General features: G+C 34.3%; 13 protein-coding genes. 8 read left to right on the forward strand and 5 right to left on the reverse strand.

Annotation, left to right across the window (positions count from 1 at the left end; all coding sequences use genetic code 11):
* Positions 1-4 precede the first annotated feature (4 nt).
* Positions 5-1672: an energy-dependent translational throttle protein EttA gene (ettA, locus tag GWI59_RS15605; protein WP_036932999.1), complete on the reverse strand. Its 1668-nt coding sequence runs from the start codon at positions 1670-1672 to the stop codon at positions 5-7.
* A gap of 342 nt (positions 1673-2014) precedes the next feature.
* On the opposite strand from ettA, the gene sltY reads away from it, so the two are divergent.
* Positions 2015-3934: a murein transglycosylase gene (gene sltY, locus GWI59_RS15610; RefSeq protein WP_161725071.1), complete on the forward strand. Its 1920-nt coding sequence runs from the start codon at positions 2015-2017 to the stop codon at positions 3932-3934.
* Positions 3935-4006: 72 nt separating this feature from the next.
* Positions 4007-4345, forward strand: a complete 339-nt coding sequence (gene trpR / locus GWI59_RS15615; protein ID WP_229096474.1) for a trp operon repressor — start codon at positions 4007-4009, stop codon at positions 4343-4345.
* A gap of 106 nt (positions 4346-4451) precedes the next feature.
* On the opposite strand, the gene yjjX is transcribed toward trpR, so the two are convergent.
* The gene (gene yjjX, locus GWI59_RS15620) at positions 4452-4988 is read right to left on the reverse strand and encodes an inosine/xanthosine triphosphatase (RefSeq protein WP_023580954.1); all 537 of its coding nucleotides are present in this window, start codon (positions 4986-4988) and stop codon (positions 4452-4454) included.
* Between the two features lie 51 nt (positions 4989-5039).
* Between yjjX and gpmB the strand changes: the two genes are divergently transcribed.
* On the forward strand, positions 5040-5687 hold the full coding sequence (gene gpmB, locus GWI59_RS15625) for a 2,3-diphosphoglycerate-dependent phosphoglycerate mutase GpmB (RefSeq protein ID WP_006535266.1): 648 nt from the start codon (positions 5040-5042) through the stop codon (positions 5685-5687).
* A gap of 44 nt (positions 5688-5731) precedes the next feature.
* Here gpmB and robA read toward each other — a convergent pair whose 3' ends face one another.
* Entirely contained in the window at positions 5732-6640 is a 909-nt protein-coding gene (gene robA / locus GWI59_RS15630; protein WP_161671098.1) for an MDR efflux pump AcrAB transcriptional activator RobA, read from the reverse strand.
* Between the two features lie 221 nt (positions 6641-6861).
* On the opposite strand from robA, the gene creA reads away from it, so the two are divergent.
* Positions 6862-7320, forward strand: coding sequence for a protein CreA (creA, locus tag GWI59_RS15635; RefSeq protein ID WP_174704115.1), 459 nt, complete (start codon positions 6862-6864; stop codon positions 7318-7320).
* Positions 7321-7530: 210 nt separating this feature from the next.
* Here the strand turns inward: creA and arcA are convergent, their stop codons facing one another.
* Positions 7531-8247 carry a two-component system response regulator ArcA gene (arcA, locus tag GWI59_RS15640; protein WP_006535263.1) on the reverse strand — a complete coding sequence of 239 codons (717 nt, stop codon included), beginning with the start codon at positions 8245-8247 and terminating at the stop codon, positions 7531-7533.
* Between the two features lie 807 nt (positions 8248-9054).
* On the opposite strand from arcA, the gene thrA reads away from it, so the two are divergent.
* The 4 genes from thrA (at position 9055) to GWI59_RS15660 (ending at position 22092) form a co-directional block, all read left to right on the forward strand.
* A complete protein-coding gene (gene thrA, locus GWI59_RS15645) occupies positions 9055-11514 on the forward strand; it encodes a bifunctional aspartate kinase/homoserine dehydrogenase I (RefSeq protein ID WP_161671097.1) in 2460 nt (819 codons plus the stop codon).
* Positions 11496-12446, forward strand: a complete 951-nt coding sequence (thrB, locus tag GWI59_RS15650) for a homoserine kinase (RefSeq protein WP_006535258.1) — start codon at positions 11496-11498, stop codon at positions 12444-12446. The genes thrA and thrB overlap by 19 nt, the downstream gene beginning before the upstream one ends.
* 3 nt (positions 12447-12449) lie before the next feature.
* Positions 12450-13742, forward strand: a complete 1293-nt coding sequence (thrC, locus tag GWI59_RS15655) for a threonine synthase (RefSeq protein ID WP_109848421.1) — start codon at positions 12450-12452, stop codon at positions 13740-13742.
* A gap of 163 nt (positions 13743-13905) precedes the next feature.
* The gene (locus GWI59_RS15660) at positions 13906-22092 is read left to right on the forward strand and encodes an RTX toxin (RefSeq protein WP_161725073.1); all 8187 of its coding nucleotides are present in this window, start codon (positions 13906-13908) and stop codon (positions 22090-22092) included.
* A gap of 66 nt (positions 22093-22158) precedes the next feature.
* On the opposite strand, the gene yaaA is transcribed toward GWI59_RS15660, so the two are convergent.
* Complete coding sequence (yaaA, locus tag GWI59_RS15665; RefSeq protein ID WP_161671095.1) at positions 22159-22941, reverse strand: peroxide stress protein YaaA; 783 nt, start codon at positions 22939-22941, stop codon at positions 22159-22161.
* Positions 22942-23058 lie beyond the last annotated feature (117 nt).

The following is a 23058-nucleotide window of genomic DNA, read 5'->3' on the forward strand; positions in this document are numbered from 1 at the left end:
GCGATTATTTGCTCATACGTTTGTACTTCATGCGACGAGGCTGAATAGCATCGTTACCTAATGTACGCTTTTTATATTCTTCATATTCGGTAAAGTTACCTTCGAAGAATTCCACTTTACCTTCATCTTGGTAATCGATGATATGTGTGGCAATACGGTCAAGGAACCAACGGTCATGGGAAATAACCATGGCACAACCTGGGAACTCTAACAGGGCATTTTCTAATGCACGTAAAGTTTCAACATCGAGGTCGTTGGTTGGTTCATCGAGCAGTAACATGTTACCGCCAACTTGTAGCAGTTTAGCTAGGTGTAAACGACCACGCTCACCACCAGAAAGTTCGCCAACACGTTTACCTTGGTCAACGCCTTTAAAGTTAAAGCGACCCACATAGGCACGGCTTGGAATTTCAAAGTTACCAATACGCATAATATCTTGGCCACCGGAAACTTCTTCCCAAACGGTTTTACTGTCATCCATGCTGTCGCGGAACTGATCAACAGAGGCTAACTTAACAGTATCACCTAGCACTAAAGTACCTGAATCGGGTTGTTCTTGGCCGGAGATCATCCGAAATAGTGTTGATTTACCTGCACCGTTAGGGCCGATAATACCAACAATAGCCCCTTTAGGAATAGAGAAGCTTAAATCATCAATCAGAACGCGATCACCATAAGATTTTGTTAGATTATTAATTTCTAACACTTTATCCCCTAAACGCGGTCCAGGTGGAATAAAGAGTTCACTGGTCTCATTACGTTTTTGATAATCAACGCTATTAAGTTCTTCAAAGCGAGCCAGACGAGCCTTACCTTTTGCTTGGCGGCCTTTAGGATTTTGGCGGATCCACTCAAGTTCTTTTTGGATTGATTTATGGCGAGCTGCTTCAGTTGCGGCTTCTTGTTCCAGACGTGCGTCTTTTTGCTCTAACCATGAAGAGTAGTTACCTTCCCATGGAATACCTTCACCACGGTCAAGTTCTAAGATCCAACCCGCTACGTTATCTAGGAAGTAACGGTCGTGCGTGATTGCCACAACAGTACCTTCATAATCGTGTAAGAAGCGTTCTAACCACGCTACAGATTCTGCGTCTAAGTGGTTAGTAGGTTCATCTAATAACAGCATATCTGGTTTTTCTAACAGAAGACGACAGATAGCGACACGGCGGCGTTCACCCCCTGAAAGTTTCTCAATTTTAGCGTCCCACTCAGGTAAACGCAGCGCTTCTGCAGCACGCTCTAATTGGTTTTCAAGGTTATGACCATCATGAGATTGAATAATCGCTTCTAACTGACCTTGTTCTTTTGCTAATTTATCGAAATCAGCATCAGGATCGGCATAAGCCGCATAAACTTCATCAAGGCGGTTTAATGCGTTTTTCAGTTCGCTAACGGCTTCTTCAACGGCTTCACGTACGGTATGTTCAGGGTTTAATTTTGGTTCTTGTGGTAAGTAACCAATTTTAATGCCTGGTTGTGGACGTGCTTCACCTTCGATATCAGTATCAATACCTGCCATGATGCGTAGTAATGTTGATTTACCGGCACCATTTAGACCAAGCACACCAATTTTCGCGCCCGGGAAGAAGCTGAGTGAAATGTTTTTAAGGATATGTCGCTTTGGTGGGACAATTTTCCCGACACGCAACATACTATAAACGTATTGAGCCACTATAATTACCCTTTGATTATAAAAGAGATTTTCTCTGAGGTGCCATTTTTCGCGATAAAAACAAATTTTTTGTAATTAAGCTGCGTTTTTAGAGCACCTAAATGAACAATAGCAAAGTCAATGTCAGTAATTTGCCAAAGACCCGAAAATGATGAAAGTCGCCAGTATACCCGATTTATAAAAGAAAACCTTAGTCAAAAGAGAGGTTTTTCTCAACCTTTCGTGCTTCTTCTGAAAGTGAAGAAAATTTCTGTTAAAGAGGGGAACTTACATTGTTAATGATTATCATATTAGCTAATGTATTCACTCTTTGGTGGTTTTATTTGAGGTGGGAGAAATAACGTGGTGAAGCAAAAGTGGTCGTTAACATTCGCAATAGGGGCATTGTGCTTTTCTGCATGGGCACATGCTGACTCATTAAGTGAACAACGTGCTCGTTATCAAGAAATTAAAGCAGCGTGGGATCTAAAAAAAACAGATGAAGTCGAAAAACTACTGCCTACATTGCAAGATTACCCACTTTACCCCTATTTAGAATATTGTCAAATCACAGATAATCTTGATATTGTGGCACCGGCGGTTGTTTCTGAATTTGCTGAAAAATACCCGACACTCCCTCCTGCAAGAGCGCTTCCATCGCTGTTTGTGAATGAATTAGCGAAGCGCCAAGAATGGCAAAATTTACTGACTTTTAGTCCAAATCCACCTAATCCTAAAGCAGCAAGATGTAATTACTATTATGCAAAATGGGCAACAGGTGATATTCAAACAGCATGGATTGGGGCTAAAGAAGCATGGCTAAATGGTACTTCAATGCCATCAAGTTGCGATCCTCTTTTTGATGAATGGCAAAAAGCGAATCAATTAACACCAGAATTAGTATTAGAAAGAATTCATTTAGCGATTAAAAATGGTAATACAGGGCTGGCGGCTTATTTAGCAAGACGCCTTCCAGAAAATTATCAAACCATTAACGATGCCTTGGTTGAATTACAAGACTATCCAAACTTAGTTGGGCGCTATGCAACCGCGCTTTCACCAACCGATTTCACTCGTTCTATCATACAATCGGCATTTTCACGTTGGGCAAGAAAAGATGCAGATGCGGCTAGAGCGCAACTGGATAATATTGCACATGCCCAAAAAATGACGGCGAGTGAACGCCAGTTAATGCGTGATACTGTGGCATGGCAATATATGCCTTATGCCACACCTGAGCAGGTGAAATGGCGTGATAGCGTTATTCAAGATACTGCATCAGATACACTGCGTGAACGTCGTGTACGCCTAGCATTAAGCCAAAACCAACCAGCTGAATTGGCATTGTGGTTAGAAAGACTTTCTCCTGAAAGTAAAAATAAGGAAGAGTGGCGTTATTGGCGTGCAATGGTATTGCAATCTCAAGGTAAAAATAGCGAAGCTCAAGCTATTTTAGAAGCGCTGACGCAAAATCGTGGTTTTTACCCAATGGTTGCCGCGACCAAATTAGGTAAGCCTTATGTGATGGTGATAGATAAGGCACCAAGTGTTTCATCAAGTATCTCTAATCAGCCAGAAGTACAACGTGTTCGTGAATTAATGTATTGGCAAATGGACAACTTAGCGCGCTCAGAGTGGGCAAACTATGTTGCTTCGCAACCCGCACAAATACAGTCTGAATTAGCACGTTATGCATTTGAACAAAAATGGGCTGATTTAGCCGTGCAAGCCACCATTACAGGAAAAATGTGGGATCACTTAGAAGAACGTTTTCCTCTTGCCTGGAAAAATGAGTTTGAGCAATACACGAAAGATAAATCGATAGACCGTAATTATGCGATGGCGATAGCCCGTCAAGAAAGTGCGTGGAACCCACAAGCACGCTCTTCAGCGGGTGCAACAGGTTTAATGCAGGTAATGCCAAAAACAGCAGAATTTACGGTAAAACAAGCAGGTATTACGGGGTATGTAAGTAGCGCACAGTTAACCAATCCTGTGAAAAATATTGAGATTGGTACGGCTTACCTTGATTCTGTTTATCAACGTTTTAACCAAAATCGTATTTTAGCAAGTGCTGCGTATAATGCAGGACCTGCACGTGTTGATCGTTGGTTATCTGATGCAAATGGCCAACTAGATGCGATTGCGTTTGTTGAAAGTATTCCTTTTGCTGAAACACGAGGCTATGTCAAAAATGTGCTCTCTTTTGCTGTTTTCTATAGCTATTTTGCCGGTGAACAGCAGCCGGTTTTGACTGAAAATGAGTGGAATAGTCGTTATTAAGGGATAAAAAGGCGATTTGTCGTGGGAGCCTCTTGGTACATTAGCAAAGTATGATATAGTTTGTACTAGTTAATGAGTGTGGCAAAAGAGGTTTTCACGATGCAAGATCCTGCATTATCACCTGAAGAGAATGAGCACTGGCTAAGATTTGTTGAGTTATTACAACATGCATTTGAGCAAGATGTGCACTTTCCTATTTTACAACTTTTAATGACACCTGATGAACGTAGTGCTTTGGCAACACGAGTTCGCATTGTGCAAGAGTTAATGCGAGGGGATTTAAGTCAGCGTGAGTTAAAAGAAGAGTTAGGCGTTGGTATTGCCACCATCACTAGAGGCTCTAATAGCTTAAAAACAGCACCACATGAAGTGAAGTTATGGCTTGAAAAAGAGCTAATGACGAAAAAATAGTTGCATTATAATAATGTGAGCTAGAAAGATAAAAAGCCATTTAATCAAATAATTAAATGGCTTTTTGCTTTCTTTTCTACCTAAAAAAAACACATCAGATTAATAATTAATCTTCTTTTTGATTGAGTTCTTTATAAATATCGTGAGTGACAGGTACTAATGCCAGAACTAATGCTTGTTGATACACAGAGGTGCGACTGAGTAAGCCATCGGTAAAATAACCAATCGCACCGCCACGCTGTTTAATATTGTCAATTTTTGTTAAGAAAGCCATTTCATCGCCAAGCTCACGACCTTCACGGATCCCCTTTAAGATCTGTTCGGGTAACATAAGACTTGCTGAGCGTGATTCCCCACGAATTTGTCCATGTTCGACAACAATCCAAGCAAAGGTCATATCATCTTCAATACCGGCTTCGACGCCAACCCAAAAATCAGCTTCAGGGCGAACTTGACGAGCAGCCATCACACGTTGGCGTGCGCCAGTTCTCGTTTCTGTATTTCCGATAGGTTGCTGTGGAACACGACTATCGACATTAATATCTTCAATATCAAAGGTATCTTTACCGAACACTTGCTCAAAAGCGAGTTTTATCGCGTTGATTTTTGCTGGATTCGTAGTGGCTGCAATGACATGATACATAATGAATTAATCATCCTTTGAAAAATTAGAGCAGTATAACGGAAAAAATGTATGTTACAGGTCTATCTTGTTCGCCACGGTGAAACTGAATGGAACGTGGCGAGACGTATTCAAGGGCAATCTGATAGCCCGCTAACAGCGAATGGTGTGCGTCAAGCACAGCAAGTTGCTGAAAAAGTAAAATCAGCAGGCATTACCCACATTATCTCAAGCGATCTTGGTCGTACTCGTCAAACGGCAGAAATCATTGCACAAGCTTGTGGCTGTGAAGTGATAACTGACCCACGTTTACGTGAACTCAATATGGGCGTTCTTGAACAGCGAGAGATCGCAACATTAAAGACACAAGAAGAAGTTTGGCGCAAGAGTTTGATTGATGGTACACCTGATGGACGAATTCCCCAAGGAGAATCAATGACAGAATTAGCAAGTCGTATGCAGGCTGCACTAAATCAATGTCTTGATTTACCCGAAAATAGCCGTCCACTCTTAGTGAGCCATGGTATTGCTTTAGGGTGCTTATTGAGCACAGTATTGGGATTACCTGCATATGCAGAACGCCGTTTAAGACTGCGTAATTGCTCAATTTCACGTGTTGATTATCAAAATAGCCCTTGGCTTGCTAATGGCTGGGTGATTGAAACGGCGGGTGATGTGAGTCATCTTACTGATACAGCATTAGATGAAGTTCAACGCTAAAAAGTAAAAGCTCTCTTTGACGCAACTATCAAGAGAGCTTTTTCTTATGCCATTACATCTTCACGTTTAATGGGGATGTAATATTCAAATCGTTCAATATGATCTTGTGGTTCAGTCACCATCTCATTGCTGTAACGCACATTTTTAAGATAGTATTTTTCGACGTCATAACCTTTACGGCGAGTTAATCCCATTTTCGGTAAACAAACACCATAAATCAGGAATAAAAACTCCTGCATTGCCCCTCGTTTTGCCTCACCTTCGAAATCAAAGCGAATGTAATCACCTCCTGCTAATGAGACTTCATGGGCTGCATCATCCTCAATAAATGTTGCATAGTTAGGCTCAACTGCAGTGGTATAAAGCACACGTTGCTCATCTTCATGTTCATCACTATGTTGTGCATGATGAAGACCATAAACTTGATGAGGAACCGCATTTATTTTGCTCATATAGTAACGCCAGAATGTTTGGCGCATATCGGAACAAGCTTCAGCCCATTGTTCAAGTGTATGGCTACATGTTTGCTCAATACCAATAAGTTTTTTCTCAGGTAATTGTACAAATTCCCATTTTGGTAATTTTTGAGGATCTAAAGTAATAGGTGGACAAATTCCCACTGCGCACCATTCATCAGTACGACGATAAAGTGCTGGAGTTCTATTAAATTGCTTTTTAAAAGCACGGGTAAACGTCTGTTGGGAATCAAAACGATATTGCAAAGCAATGTCTAAAATGGGGCGACTCGTTAAACGTAATGCAACAGCCGCACGAGATAGACGCCTTGAACGAATATAAGAACCAATCGCTTGTCCTGTAACTTCTTTAAACATGCGTTGTAGATGCCACTTGGAGTAACCCGCTTTGGTTGCGACATTATCGAGGGATAATGGTTTATCGAGGTTACTATCAAGCCAAGCGAGCAAATCACGTATGATGTTGGTTTGATCCATACATCTCCCTTAGTCATATTCGTTTGTTTATTGCTGTAGATGGTAAAGAGCCTGAACATCTATAACAAGTTATATTGTTAGACAATCGTAAAATATAGTCTTTTTCATTGACTAATGTACACAAATTCTTCTATCAGTTAGTAATAGATTGTTTTATTCTAGATGAAACTATTCTCTCATCTTTTCAATGGAACAAGGTAAATATGTTAAATTTCAAAAAGATGCTAGCAGTGTCTATCTTACTCCCTTTTTCTTTGATGGCAAAAGCGGAAGAAATTGGTTACGTCGATACGGTATTCAAGTTTTTTGGTGCTAACCATAAAATTGTGATTGAAGCATTTGATGATCCTGAAGTTAAAAATGTGACTTGTTATTTAAGTCGTGCAAAAACAGGTGGGATCTCAGGAAGTCTAGGCCTTGCTGAAGATACAGCTGATGCGGCGATATCTTGTCAGCAAGTCGGGCCTATTGAACTAAGCGAAAAGGTTATTAAAGGAAAAAACCGAGGTGATGTTGTTTTCCAGAAAAGAACATCGCTAGTATTTAAAAAGCTTCAAGTTGTGCGTTTTTATGATAAAGAGCGTCATGCACTGATTTACTTAACTTATTCCGATAAGGTGATTGATGGCTCACCAAAAAATGCGATTAGTGCAGTACCTATTATGCCATGGAAAGAGTGATTCTTATTTGCTAGAGGAATTAATGATTAATAAAATTAATACGAATAAGGTTTAAAATTTTTTTTAAAAACAAGTTATATTTTTTTCAAAATAGTTGCTGAGATCAATTTTCACCTTTTGTTATTTTATTAATCCATTTTTAGATAAAAGAAAACCCCTGAATATCATTCAGGGGTTTTTTGTTAGTTAATTGATTGATATTGTATCAAATCACTCGTCTAAATCACCACAAAAGCGATAGCCTTCACCATGAATTGTTGCAATGATTTCTGGTGTATCAGGTGTTGACTCAAAATGCTTACGAATACGACGGATAGTTACGTCAACAGTACGATCATGAGGTTTGAGTTCACGACCTGTCATTTTCTTCAGTAATTCTGCGCGAGTTTGGATTTTTCCTGGGTTCTCGCAGAAATGTAGCATCGCACGAAATTCACTGCGTGGTAATTTATATTGTTCACCAGCAGGGCTGATTAGTGAGCGACTGTTAATATCAAGCTCCCAACCATTGAATTTATAGCTCTCGACTAAACGGCGTTCTTCTGTTCCATTAACTAAATTCATGGTACGTGACAGTAAGTTACGTGCACGAATCGTTAATTCACGAGGGTTAAATGGTTTAGTAATGTAATCATCGGCACCAATTTCTAGGCCTAAGATTTTATCAACTTCATTATCACGACCCGTTAGGAACATTAATGCAACACTTGCCTGTTCACGTAATTCACGAGCAAGTAACAGCCCATTTTTACCAGGAAGGTTAATATCCATAATGACCAGATTAATATCATGATCAGATAGAACATTGTGCATTTCATTGCCATCAGTGGCTTCGTGTACGATATACCCTTCAGCTTCGAATATGCTTTTCAGGGTATTACGAGTAACAACTTCGTCTTCAACAATCAGAATGTGCGGGGTTTGCATATTTGCTACCTAAAATTACCAAAAATAGAAAAAGGAAATCTGTGTTTAACTTCTGTGTGCGCTTGTGTGGTTATTCATTTTTGTTATTAGCACGTAAAAACTAGACCCAGATTGAAATTCGATAAATAACCATCACGTTATTACAAAACTTGCAAAATTAATCGATAATGGACGTTAAAATCAGAATGCAAAACGCCCATAGTCTATTAACAGCAATATAACACCAGTTGTATTAAATACCATCTAAAAAGCTAACTTTTGTTGACACATATCAAAATCAAGATAACAGCTTAACCTTGATTTCAATAGTTAACTATATAATTTGATTTATGTAATGTAAAAGAAAAATATATGTTAAATATAGTGAGGTTTATTTTTTTTGCCAGTTTTGTTACACAAATTAAAGTAGCATAAAATACCTTATTCCTTATAAAAGTACAAATGCCCAAATAACTCTAAGATAGTAGCCTTATTTTCTTTACTTATCCCTTTGTGATAGTAATTTATATACTACAATAGGGGTAAAATTCGAATAAATTTCATTTAAGTCTAATTTGTTTTTTAGTAAAAAAAGAGAAAAAGTTTGACATCTCTCTCGCTTTGCTTTAACCAGTATATAGTCAAACTAATTTTGAGACAGACAGGACAGTTATGCGCATTTACAGCCAAGCTAACATGACAATTATTACCACCACCACCGAGATCTTATATCGCGGGGCGGGCTGGCGCATATAAAAAACGAAAATCGAAAAAGCCCGCATTGAGAAATGCGGGTTTTTTTTTGGGGTGAAAAATCAGGAGAGCTGTATGCGAGTGTTAAAATTTGGAGGAACTTCAGTTGCCAACGCAGAGCGTGTGCTGAATGTTGCTGATATCGCTGAGAAAAAAAGAGAGCAGGGACAAGTCGCTCTTGTACTATCAGCACCGGCCAAGATAACTAACTACTTGGTTGCAATGATTGAAAAAACGGCAGAAGGTGAAGATCCTCTCACTCAAGTACGAGAAGCCGAGCAAATTTTTGCCAACTTATTACAAGGTTTAAGAGAGAAACAACCTGGTTTTGATTATGAGCGCTTAAAAGATAAAGTTGAGCGTGAATTTGCAGAGATCAAACATATTCTTCATGGGATATCTTTATTAGGTCAATGTCCTGATAGCATCAATGCAGCGATGATTTGTCGCGGTGAAAAGCTTTCTATCGCCATTATGGACGCCGTTTTACAGGCTCGTGGTTATAATGTCTCCGTGATCGATCCTGTCAAAAATTTACTCGCACAAGGTCATTATTTAGAATCGACAGTTGATATTCCTGAGTCTACTCGCCGCATCTTAGAACTCAATATCGCAAAAGATGATATAATTTTAATGGCAGGTTTTACAGCAGGTAATGAAAAAAATGAACTCGTGGTATTAGGCCGTAATGGTTCAGACTACTCTGCTGCTGTGTTAGCGGCTTGCTTACGTGCGGAGTGTTGTGAAATTTGGACAGATGTTGACGGTGTTTATACTTGTGATCCACGTTTAGTACCTGATGCTCGTTTATTAAAGGGCATGTCATATCAAGAGGCAATGGAACTCTCTTACTTCGGTGCTAAAGTACTTCATCCTCGCACTATTGCTCCAATCGCTCAATTCCAAATTCCTTGTTTAATCAAAAATACAGGCAACCCAGATGCTCCTGGTACATTAATTGGTGATGGTCAAAAAGATGAGAGTACACCTGTTAAAGGGATCACCAACCTTAATAATATGGCGATGATCAATGTGTCAGGTCCTGGTATGAAAGGTATGGTGGGGATGGCGGCTCGTGTGTTCTCTGTAATGTCGAGAGCAGGCATTTCTGTTGTTCTGATTACGCAATCTTCTTCTGAATACAGCATTAGCTTTTGTGTACCACAAAAAGAACTGATTAGAGCGCAAAAAGCATTATCAGATGAATTCTATTTAGAATTAAAAGATGGTGTACTTGATCCGTTAGACATCATGGAAAACGTCGCTATTATCTCCGTTGTAGGTGATGGTATGCGTACTTTAAAAGGGATCTCAGCGCGATTTTTCTCTGCATTAACTCGTGGCAATATTAATATCGTTGCTATTGCTCAAGGTTCTTCAGAACGCTCAATTTCAGCTGTTATTGCTAATGATTCAGCAACTAATGCTGTGCGTTTATGTCATCAAATGCTTTTCAACACCAATCAAATTGTTGAGGTCTTTATTGTTGGTGTTGGTGGTGTTGGTAGTGCATTAATCGAACAAATCCATCGCCAACAAGCATGGTTGAAAAATAAGCATATCGATCTTCGTGTCTGTGGTATTGCTAATTCAAGAGCCATGCTGACAGATATGCAAGGTATCGATTTAGATAATTGGCAACATGCCTTAAAAGAAGCCAAAGAGCCTTTTAGCTTTAGCCAGCTTATTCGTTTAGAAAAAGAGTACCACTTCTTAAATCCAGTGATCGTTGATTGCACATCAAACGAAGAAATTGCGCAACAATACGCAAATTTCTTACAAAATGGCTTTAACGTGGTTACACCAAACAAAAAAGCGAATACTTTGTCGATGGATTATTACCATCAAATTCGACAAGCTGCGGAAGCTTCACGCCGTAAGTTCTTGTATGACACTAACGTAGGCGCAGGTTTACCGGTTATTGAAAACTTGCAAAACTTACTAAACGCAGGCGACGAGTTAGTTCAATTTAATGGTATTCTTTCAGGGTCATTATCTTACATTTTTGGTCAATTAGATGAAGGTAAAAGCTTATCTGAAGCGACTTTTTCAGCAAAAGAGAAAGGTTTTACAGAGCCTGATCCTCGTGATGATCTTTCCGGTATGGATGTTGCGCGTAAACTACTTATTTTAGCACGTGAAGCGGGGTATAAATTAGAACTAAGTGATATCGATGTAGAGCCTGTACTGCCTGTTTCATTTGATAGCTCAGGAGATGTCGCAAGTTTCTTAGACCGCTTACCTCAAGTTGATGTTGAATTTGATGCTAAGGTCGAAGAAGCACAAAAAGCAGGTAAGGTATTACGTTATGTTGGCATCATCAATGAAGGTCAATGCCAAGTTAAGATAATGGCAGTTGATGCAAATGATCCTCTGTTTAAAGTGAAAAATGGTGAAAATGCTTTAGCCTTTTACACTCGCTACTATCAGCCAATTCCATTAGTGTTACGTGGATATGGTGCGGGTAATGATGTTACTGCTGCTGGAGTGTTTGCAGATGTATTACGTACCTTATCATGGAAATTGGGAGTTTAAGCGTGGTTAAAGTTTATGCACCGGCATCAATAGGTAATGTGAGTGTCGGATTTGATGTTCTTGGCGCGGCCGTTTCACCTATTGATGGGCAATTACTGGGCGATTGTGTCACTGTTGAAACGGCTTCGGCATTTACACTTGAAAGTAAAGGGCACTTTGTTAGCAAATTACCTTCAGATCCTAAACAAAATATCGTGTATCAATGTTGGCAGCTATTTTGTGAAAAACTAGGAAAAGAACTTCCAGTCGCAATGACGCTTGAAAAAAATATGCCGATTGGCTCTGGTCTAGGATCAAGTGCTTGTTCTGTTGTTGCGGCATTGGTTGCACTTAATGAATTTGCCCAAAAGCCTTTTGATGAAAGACAATTGCTGCTGATGATGGGAGAGCTTGAAGGACGTATTTCAGGCAGTGTGCACTATGATAATGTTGCACCTTGTTATTTAGGTGGGTTACAACTGATTTTGGAACAAAATGGCACTATTTGTCAGCCAGTACCAACTTTTGATGATTGGTATTGGGTTATGGCATATCCAGGGATTAAAGTTTCTACGGCAGAAGCTAGAGCAATTTTACCAAAACAATACTCTAAAGCAGACATCATTAACCACGGTCGTTATTTATCTGGTTTTATTCATGCTTGCCATACTCAGCAATCAGGGCTAGCCGCTAGTTTGATGCAAGATGTGATTGCTGAGCCTTATCGCACCCGACTCCTTCCAGGATTTGAAAAAGCGAGAGAGGCTTCACAGAAGAAAGGTGCATTGGCTTGTGGCATTTCAGGTTCAGGGCCTACTATTTTTACGATTAGTGATTCATTAGAAATCGCACAAGATATGGCCGAATGGCTGAAACAAAACTACGTACAAAACAGTGAAGGCTTTGTACATATCTGCCGTATAGATACGCGTGGCGCAAGACAGGTAGGGTAAGTCATGAAATTATATAATTTGAAAGATAATCAAGAGCAAGTCAGTTTTGCTCAAGCAGTAAAACAAGGTTTGGGTAAACAACAAGGGCTCTTTTTTCCACAAGACTTACCTTCGTTTTCTAAAGCTGAAATTGATGAATTATTAGCACTTGATTTTGCAACACGTAGTAGCCGTATTTTAACGGCTTTTATTGGTGATGAAATTCCAGTTGATGTATTAGCAAAACGTATTAGCACTGCATTTACCTTTCCTGCACCAGTAACTCAAGTTGAAGAAGATGTCAGTTGTTTAGAGCTTTTCCATGGCCCAACACTCGCATTTAAAGACTTTGGTGGTCGCTTTATGGCGCAAATGTTGTCAGAAGTTGCTGGCAATCAACCTGTTACTATTTTAACGGCAACATCAGGTGATACAGGTGCAGCTGTAGCTCATGCTTTCTATAAATTAGAAAATGTACAAGTTGTTATTCTTTATCCTGAAGGCAAAATTAGCCCGTTACAGGAAAAGCTATTCTGTACATTAGGTGAAAATATTCACACTGTCGCAATTAAAGATGATTTTGATGCTTGCCAATCATTAGTGAAACAAGCTTTTGATGATGAGTTCTTAAAGAAAACAATGTATTTGAACTCAGCAAACTCCATTAATATCAGCCGATTGCTTGCTCAAATTTGTTATTACTTTGAGGCGGTTGCACAAATCCCTGCTGAAAAGCATGATCAGCTAGTGATTTCAGTACCAAGTGGTAATTTTGGTGATCTAACCGCTGGCTTATTGGCCAAATCGATGGGATTACCTATTAAGCGCTTTATTGCTGCAACTAACGTGAATGACACGGTTCCTCGTTATTTAGATAACGGTAAATGGGAACCTCACCGTACTGTAGCAACACTTTCGAATGCAATGGATGTTAGCCAACCCAATAACTGGCCACGTATTGAAGAATTGTATCGTCGTAAAGATTGGGATCTTTCCGATCTTGCTCATGGTTCAGTGAGTGATGAAATAACAGAAGAAACTGTGCGTGAGCTTGCAAAAAAAGGTTATATTTCAGAGCCACATGCAGCTGTTGCTTATCGTTTATTACGTGATGAGCTTCAAGAGGGTGAATATGGTTTATTTTTAGGGACTGCACACCCTGCGAAGTTTAAAGAAAGTGTAGAGCGTATTTTAGGCTGTGAATTACCGCTTCCTAAAGAGCTTGAAGAACGGGCTGATAAAGAGTTGTTATCACATTTCTTACCCGCCGATTTTGCTCAATTACGCGCATTCTTACTTGAAAGAGCACCTAAATAACAATTAATTTAAATAATTAAATACACATTTAATTAAATGGCTCAACAAAATGTTGGGCTTTTTTTTTATTTTAAAATAGGAAAATTAGTATTTAAATAGCATAAAAAATATTTATATATTTTATTTTTAGAAAGTAAATTAATTAGAGCTTAGGAAATTAAATATGAATGGATTCAAAGAAATAATCTTCAAAGATAATATAAATAAAATCGTATCAAAAATTGAAAGTCATATAAAAGAAAATAATTCAGAACTTTTTTTTAATGTACAATCTGTAAAAAGAGTATTAATTGAGAATTATATTTCTATTTTTATTTCTAAAAATGAATATGCTGCGAATGAATTTTTAGAAAAAATAGATAATAATTTTTCACTCTATCATAAAAATTATTTTACAAAAGGTATTGATTTTATTAAAGAAGAAATTAATTTAAGTATAGAAAATTTGTTTTCAAATAGTGCTAGAATAACAAGCAAAGAACCTAATAAAATACACAAAGAACGATTTAGATTATTAATTCAGAATAATATATCAGGTGATTATTATCTAGAATTTGAAGATAATAAGATGTTTATACAAATAGATAGTGAAAACAATAAATTCAAAATTATTAATTTTGATGGATATGCAACTTTTTTTTATAACAAGAGTGAACTAATAAATAAGGTTCATGATATTATAATTGATAAAAATAATAATAATTTTTTATACTATCGTTTTTATAATAGAAAAGAGTATGTTAGCTACTTTAATAATATTGATAATTGGAAGGTAAATAATAAAGATATTATTAGAGAAATAATTAATGATATTAAGAAAAGAAAACAAATAAATGTTAATGAATACACTTCTATTGAATTAAGTGAAAGTTATTCATATAAAAATATTTTTATTATCAGAGATAAAATAGAAAATACAGAAAAGGTACTACATATTTATGTCGATGATATAGAAGAAGCATTTACAGTTGCAAAATCTAAATACGATCAGGTAACGGATAGTGGAGAACATTTGCTCTATAAAGTCGGTACTGGTTGGTTTATTACTAAAATAAAAAATAATATTGTGAAAAAATTTTCACAATATACCGATCTATTAAAGCCTTTAGAAAGAGTGATGAGTCGAGTTAATCTTATTGCTTCAATGGAAACTAATTATGATTTTAGTCATATTCATAGTTTAGCAGGATTATGTTATGGATTAAGTTTAAATTATTTAGTTGAAGTTAGAAACAGCGGTTTAGAAGGTGGAAATAAGTACTTATTCTGGTTAAAAGAAAATATATCTTCTTATCAGAGTAAAAAAGAATTTATAGACGATAAACTGGATTCTATTTTATTTAATAGTATGAAAGAATATGAAATATTAAATTTAATTAAAGAAATTAAAAATATTATATTTTCTCAACACTTTCAAATAGAGAGATTAGGTGAAAAATCACAATATTTTGTTTTTGATACATTTCAGGCACTTGAATATAGTCAGATATTAGAAAATCGAGGGTTAAAAAAATCACATGTTAAAAAAATAGTGTTTGATAAAGATAATATTCATAAACATATAGAGGGTGTTATGAATAGTTACAATGATTATTATGCTATTATTGCCTTCAAAGATCATGTTATTGCGATTTCCTATAAAAGATATTCTGAGAATAATTATAAGTTTTCTTTATTTGATTCTAATAGTGCGTTGTTAGAATACTCTGATGTTAGATCTATAAACGAAGCATTAGAGAAGAAAATGGATTTTTATGGTTCACATGATGTTGATAATGAAAGATATATTATTTTTGATGAATATACGAAAAGTGAGATTTCAAATTACCGAAGTGTTTGGGATTACAATAATATAGAAATTAATAAAGGAATTGCTGAAAATATAAAAAAAATAGGTTTTGCATTACCCTTTAAAGATAATATTACAGGACGAGTTGTTCATTATAGTGAACAGGGAGATCTTATTCTAGAACTTAAAAAAGAGAATGTTTTAATTGATGTTATTGTAAAAGACACATATGTTGATGAAGGCGTTTATTTAGTTAAGAGTTATATTGATGATATTCTTGAAAATAGTCAGGCGAGTAAGATTATTTTAAATAAGAATGATAATAATAGTGTTGATATTGTCGTGGCTGAATTAAACAATTTTCAAACAATCCAGAAACAAAATGGGTATGTTGAATTTAATGATATTTACTATCGAGATTTAATAGAAATAAACAGTTATATTGTTAAAGGAAAAAATGCTAAAGAATTGAAAGAAATTGTTTCTTTAATAGATATCTTAATAGAAGGAAATATTTATTTTGATAAGTTAATAGCCAGTTTCTCTCTAATTAATAAAATTAATTTGTTTAACAGTAATAATAAAAGTATATCACTTATTGAAATTTTAAATAAAGTAAAAAATAAGCTAGAAAGTAAACTATTTTACGACAGATTAAATTATGGGAAAGAAAAACTCATACAATTAGCTGAAAAAAATAGCTTAGTAGCTGCAAAATTTTATCAGTTAATGGTAAACGAAATTAGTGATGGTACTCATGGTATAAGTAATTTTATTTATAATCAAATTATTGAAAACCCCTATTTACCACTAGATAAAAAGAGAAGTGTTGGCGTTGAGGGTTATGATTATACTATAGAGTTCCATAATAGTTCTCAATATGTTAATGAAATAGTGGAGGGTATTAATATACCTGAGCTAAAGAATACAATTTTAATAGAGGGTAAAAATAAATTACATTTAAAAGAAAATTATAAGAAACTATCAGAGTATAGAAGTGATAAATATGTTAATAAATTACTGAATTTAATTGAAACAGAAATAGACATAAATAAAGGTGATAAAACTGGGTATTATAGTGAACTCTATTTTGAGCTCTTTAGAAATAATCAATTTATTAATAGAATGATAATGCATGAAATTAGTCAGTTAGAAAATTATTTCAATAATGGCTATAGAGAACATAATTATAGTTATCATCCTAGTAATTTCTATATTGATAAAGATAATCCTATTGATATATTTGAATATTCACTTTCTAAAAATAAAGATGAGATAGATTGTAGCTATTTGCTCTTTGATGATAATATAAATAATTTTAAATTCTTATTTTCTGATAATACATTCTTTAGTAATGAAAATATTGATAATGTTATTATTGATAGTATCAACTCCTTATATCAAGATGATATTATTATTTATTTTTATAATGGTGTAAAAAGTGAAGATTTAACTGTTTATTTAAATGATAATCCAGAGATAAGTACTTTTCTTGATTATTGTTTAAAAAATAAAATAAGAGTAATTGCGACAGGAAGTGAAGATAATACATTTTTCCATCATAATTTTATTAAACAAAAAAATGATGTCGATACATTACAAAGTATTATTAATGAGAATAAATTCTTTAATGAAAAAACTATTATTTTTGCAAAAAAAGAAAAATTATTAAGTTATCAATCTGGTGATTTTTTTGTTGAAGGTATTGCTCAGCGATTAAATATGCCAATATATCAGATCATTGATAATAAGGTTTTTCTTTTAAGCAATCATATCATTATTAAACCCATTATTGAGAGACAGTATATTGATAAACCATTACTTGAGAGTTCGATTGTATCTGATGTGATTATTGCTGAAGCAGATGATGATGATTTTTTATTTATTTCAAATAAAGAAAAAATAAGCACTGAAAATAATAATGTTAGAAAAGAAATATATCAAATAGTTTCTTACTTATATCCGGATTATCGAGATAATAAAGAGTTTAAATTAGGTTATAATCAAAATATTAAAACAGTTATTTCTGATTTCTCAGAACAAATAACATTATATGATATTTTAGATTATATTAAATTAAATCGCTATGATCTTAATCTCTATCAACTTGGTTCTATTATCAATAAAGTAGATGCTATTAATGTAGAATATCATAGAAAAGAACTAAAGCGTATTAGTAATGAAATTATCAAAGGGAATGTTTCAATAAAAAGAGTAGTTCATCAATATGCAGATGAATTATCTGTTACTTTTAATACTACAAATAAAAATAAATTAGAAAATAAACTAACACAAGTAATATATGATCCATTGATGAGCAATAAATTTAATCAATATTTACTGGGTGAAATATCATTTAAACAATGGCATTCATTAGATTTAGTAACAAAAGGGCATAACACCTTAATTGAAAAGGCAAGTCAAGCTATTAAGATTATTCATTCAATTTATGACAATCCTGCATTGATAAAAAATCTAAGTTTTTTTTCAGAAAATTTGCTAGCTTCATTCTTTGATGAGAATAAAAAAGGTATTCTATCTCGAGCATTATTAGATAATATTTCTATTTTTAAAAATTATAAAAAAATAATAAATTCATTTAAAAATATTATTACGATGGTTCATAATAAGATGATACCTGATTCTTTATCTCCTGCTAAGGCCTTAGCGAAAGCAAATGATTTAAATCCGTTAGAATTTCTAAACGTAAAAAATCAACAATTACTTAATAAAGAAACGATAACAATAAATAATCTTTCTATTGATAAACAACTATTGATTAATGTGGGTGCGAAAATTAATGGAAGAAGTATCGATTCTATTGATCTTAATACAGTAAATAAATGGGAGTCAAAACTTACCTTTGATCCTTATCTTCTTAATGATTATTTTTTCTCTTTTTCTGGAGATGAAAAAGATAAATCCCTCATTTCTTTATTTCGTTACTTAATAAATAATAAAAAAGATAAAATTAAATATTTACTCTCTGGTGATACGAATAGAATTGATTATTTGTCTGCTTCAGAAAGGTTAACTAAACTTAATGAATTAGGTCATAAAGAGTATCAAGAACAAGATTGGGATGTTTTAAGAAAAGCATCATTAAACATTCCGCGCCACATGCGAATAATTAGCAAGATTGGTTATGCAAATATTACATTTGGTATGTGGCAGTCAATTAATTCTACATTTATGCTTGCGGAACAACTTAATAATCCGCTATTAACGACGAAAGAACGAAAAGAGGTTATTAATAATCTTGCGATAATGTGGTCTGAAATGGCTTACAATGGTCTTTCCGAATTGATTGAAATTACATTAGCAAAAGGATTATTAAAATATCGTCATAATCCGTTGGAATATGTAAGTAAAATAAGTACAAGAGTTGGGATTGGACTTAATGTGCTTTCTATCGGATTTGATATTTATAACGCCTACGATAATTTTAGTCGTATTTCTGATGAGAATAATGAAAAAAGGCGAATTGATTATATCGTTAATGGCTCTTTTGCTGTGGTTTCAGGCCTGGTTACATTAGGTGTATCTATTGCGATGCTTGCAGGTTCAACGATTGCTGGCCCTATTGGTATCGTGGCAGGTGCTGTTATTGCGCTCGCAACTTCGATTTATAATGCTGCAAGACTCATTGAAGAAGCAAAAATAAAAATACATTTTACACCATTAGAAGAGCTAAATAATGGTTTTTATGCTTTTTTAATGGGGGATCTACTACCAGATAAAAAAAATGAAATTGTTTATTTAGAAACAGAATCACAATTAGAAGAGATGATTGATAAAAATGCAGTTAATTATCTTAATGAGGTAAAAAAACAAAATCAACAGAGTCGTTATTTTTATACAAATGAAAAACAGATTTATCAAGAATATTATTATTATAAAGTCATGCCAAATTTAATGGGGAAAACATTAGATTCAATTTTAAATCCCTTGGGCGAATACGTTGCTGAACGGATATCTCAAAATATAACTCAAGAAGAAGCAGAGAAAATTGCCGCACTCTCTTTTCATTTACGTGCAGAAAAAACAGAATATAAATACTATCTACCTAAAGAAGCCATTATTACGAATGAAATACTTATTTTTGATATTGATTTTTATGTCAAAGAATTAAAGCGTTATACTTTAGATATTATTTCTGATGATAATTCACCTATTTTTGATGATGTTATTGATAGTGATTTTATTAGAAAAATGAAAACAACGAGGGAAGACAGTATATTATTATTTGGTGAAAATAAATTAACAGGTGATTTAATAAAATCAAATCAGTATAAAAAATACTATTCATCAGGTTGGAATGAAAATGAAGTGTTTCATTTCAATACACATAATGGTAATGATATTATTTCCTCCCCTTCAAATACTAAAAATATCTTTGATATCTATAATGGAACGAAGAGATTAAGTGGAGGAAATAAAGAAGATATATTTAATTTATTTACCTCAAAGTCTCCACTTTATGCTAGTCGTTTTTATGGTAGAGGAGGAAGTGATACACTTCGTATCGTAAAAACAACAAATAAATATACAGGACATGAGATTAATTTATCTCATAACTACGTTAAATTTAGGCAATCAGAGGAACAGACTAACAGTAAAAATTTTCATTCAAAGTTGTTTCTTTATCAAGATAATGAGCGTTTGTATTCAAAGCAATTAGTTGATTCTATGCCAAATATTGTCTTACAAGATCAAAAAGTAATAGCCTATCTAGATAGTATTGAGAATGTTATTGGTAGTGAGATTGGTGATGATATTATTTATGGTAATCAAGAGGCTAATTACTTAGATGGCGTGGGGGGTGCTGATTTATTATATGGATTAGGGGGAAATGATACCTTAGTTTTACAAGAGGGATATGCTGAAGGTGGTGAAGGAAATGATAGTTATGTTATTTTAAGATCTTCTTTAGAAAAAAATTATAGTGTTCATTTTGAAACGATCATTAATGAAGTGAGCCATATCGAGGCTAGCATTGTGCGATTAAACTATCGTTTTGATGAAATTGCTGCTATTTTCCGTCGAGGAAAAGATATTATTTTTGATATAAAAGTAAATGATGGAAATGAAAATAATGAATTAATTTATCACTCTATAACATTAAAAAATGTTTATAGTGAAAATACTACATTAGCACATAGATATACTTTAACCACACTAGATGGTTTTTTATTAACTGCAAATGAAAATAAAACTAGTGAAGATAATGTGCTATATACATTTAGTTATTTAGATAAATACAATCAGAATAAAGAAATTATTCATAATCTTTATATCGATGATAATAACCACTCTTTGTCTATTTCATATTCTGATTACAATAAGATAATAACGTTATTACCTCAGTTACAATACAGTGGTTTTTCTTTTGGTGAACAATTACGATTTGATATTCATGGTAATGAAAAGAATAATCATTATTTGAATATTACGCCTAATTCATCTATTAAATTAAGCTCTGGTCAAGATAGTTATCAAATTAAAACTTATTTAGCAAAAGATAAGAATGATCACATTAATCTTTCACTTTCTAATAATGTTGATGGAATGTTACCAAATAGTGTGAGTGATTTCTTTTTGTCTGATATTAGTGGTTTTGATTTAATATTTAATCAAGGAGTACTATCACATCGTTATAATCCTGATGCACATTTAAAGCTTATTATTGAAAAATCACATTTAAAATCTATCTTGGATTCAGGTATGAAAATTCGCTTTGTCGATAAAGACAATATCGTTTTTACTCTCCCTACAGATGAAAATTCACAACATCTACTTATGCCTATTACAGATTTAAATCTGGTGATAAGTAAAGAGAATGATGTATTTATGATCCCTGAATCGCTTATTTTGAATAAAGAAACCTTGTCAGCATATTCGTTTAATTCACTTTACTCTGTATTAAGACCTATTTTAATGACTCAACAGAAATCAAGTACCCAATCAATTGAGCACTTACCTATTCTTGAATTAATAGAAGGTGATGATATCGTCGTCAATCATAATAAATGTAGTTCGGTTATTGATGGCGGAAAAGGAGATGATCATATTGTTGTTAATCATGGACATCATATTTTAATTGCAGGAGAGGGAAATGATAATCTCAATGCTGGAAGTGGAAATGATTTATTAATATCTGAATTGGGTGATGACTATTTAAATGGTGGTGCAGGTAACAATGTTTATATTGTGAAAAAGCGTCATGGTGAAGTGACTATTTATGATGAGGGGAACAGTAGCCACCTTTTTATTTCAGGGTTATCAAAACACGACAAACTTATTGTTTCTCAAGTCGGTGATGATATGCAGTATAAAACGCAGGATAATCAGTTTGTTTTAACTGTAAAAACGCAACACGATGAAGCAGATAAAACGATTTCTATTATTGAGAAACAGAGTGTACTTTCTGCACAATCTCTTGCTTCGATTATTCAAGAAATGGCACAATTTAATCAGCAACAATTGGCTATAATGCAAGGTAGTGAATTTATTCCATCACCTACATGGTCTCCTCTATCATTAGTGCAAAAACATTTGTGAGTTTCAATATATAAAAACAGCACTGATTTTAGTGCTGTTTTTATTGATTGCTAATAGTTAATATTTTTATTTTGTCAGTGATTCTGCACGTTTAAAGACTAAGGTATTACCTTCTGATTCTGTAGAATTAAACTGATAACCTTCAAGGTCAAACTCTTTCAGTTGTGCTTTATTAGTCAGTTTTTCTTGAATAATAAAGCGGCTCATTAATCCACGGGCTTTTTTAGCGTAGAAGCTGATAACTTTATATTTGCCATTTTTTTCGTCAAGGAAAACAGGTTTAATAATTTCAGCATTAAGTTTTTTGGGATTAACTGATTTAAAATATTCATCAGACGCTAAATTGATTAAAACATTATCACCTTGTTCTTCAAGCGCTTTGTTTAACGTTTCTGTAATAGTGTTTCCCCAAAATTGGTATAAATCACTACCTTTTTTATTTTTTAGCTTTATTCCCATTTCAAGGCGATAAGGTTGCATTAAATCAAGAGGACGCAGTACGCCATATAAGCCAGAAAGCATGCGTAAATGTTGTTGTGCAAATTGAAAATCATCTTCAGAAAAAAGTTCAGCTTGCATTCCAGTATAAACATCACCTTTAAATGCCAAAATAGCTTGGCGTGCATTTTCTGGTGTGAAATTAGGTTGCCATTCACCAAAACGAGCGGCATTTAACCCTGCGAGTTTATCACTTATTTTCATTAAGCTCGCGATATCGCTTGATGATAATTTTCGACATTCTTCGATAAGTTGTTGGGAATATTTTAGCAATTCAGGTTGTGTGAAGTGCGTTGTAGCTAAAGGCGATTCGAAATCCAGTGTTTTTGCTGGTGAAATAGTGATTAGCATAATTCCCTCGATACGTTATTTTAATATTGACCAAATATAGCAAATTCTTTTGATTAAAGATTAAATTATAGTAATAGGAAAAAACAATGGTTTCTCTTATTTGTCATGAAATTCGAT

Source organism: Proteus sp. G2673 (genome assembly GCF_009915125.1).
GTDB lineage: Bacteria > Pseudomonadota > Gammaproteobacteria > Enterobacterales > Enterobacteriaceae > Proteus > Proteus penneri.

Excerpts from the sequence above, each read along its gene's own strand:
- gpmB (WP_006535266.1), top strand. The coding sequence starts at position 5,040 with ATGTTACAGGTCTATCTTGTTCGCCACGGTGAAACTGAATGGAACGTG.
- thrB (WP_006535258.1), top strand. The coding sequence starts at position 11,496 with ATGGAAATTGGGAGTTTAAGCGTGGTTAAAGTTTATGCACCGGCATCA.
- creA (WP_174704115.1), top strand. The coding sequence starts at position 6,862 with ATGCTAGCAGTGTCTATCTTACTCCCTTTTTCTTTGATGGCAAAAGCG.
- GWI59_RS15660 (WP_161725073.1), top strand. The coding sequence starts at position 13,906 with ATGAATGGATTCAAAGAAATAATCTTCAAAGATAATATAAATAAAATC.
- thrC (WP_109848421.1), top strand. The coding sequence starts at position 12,450 with ATGAAATTATATAATTTGAAAGATAATCAAGAGCAAGTCAGTTTTGCT.
- yaaA (WP_161671095.1), bottom strand. The coding sequence starts at position 22,941 with ATGCTAATCACTATTTCACCAGCAAAAACACTGGATTTCGAATCGCCT.
- robA (WP_161671098.1), bottom strand. The coding sequence starts at position 6,640 with ATGGATCAAACCAACATCATACGTGATTTGCTCGCTTGGCTTGATAGT.
- arcA (WP_006535263.1), bottom strand. The coding sequence starts at position 8,247 with ATGCAAACCCCGCACATTCTGATTGTTGAAGACGAAGTTGTTACTCGT.
- thrA (WP_161671097.1), top strand. The coding sequence starts at position 9,055 with ATGCGAGTGTTAAAATTTGGAGGAACTTCAGTTGCCAACGCAGAGCGT.
- yjjX (WP_023580954.1), bottom strand. The coding sequence starts at position 4,988 with ATGTATCATGTCATTGCAGCCACTACGAATCCAGCAAAAATCAACGCG.
- trpR (WP_229096474.1), top strand. The coding sequence starts at position 4,007 with ATGAGTGTGGCAAAAGAGGTTTTCACGATGCAAGATCCTGCATTATCA.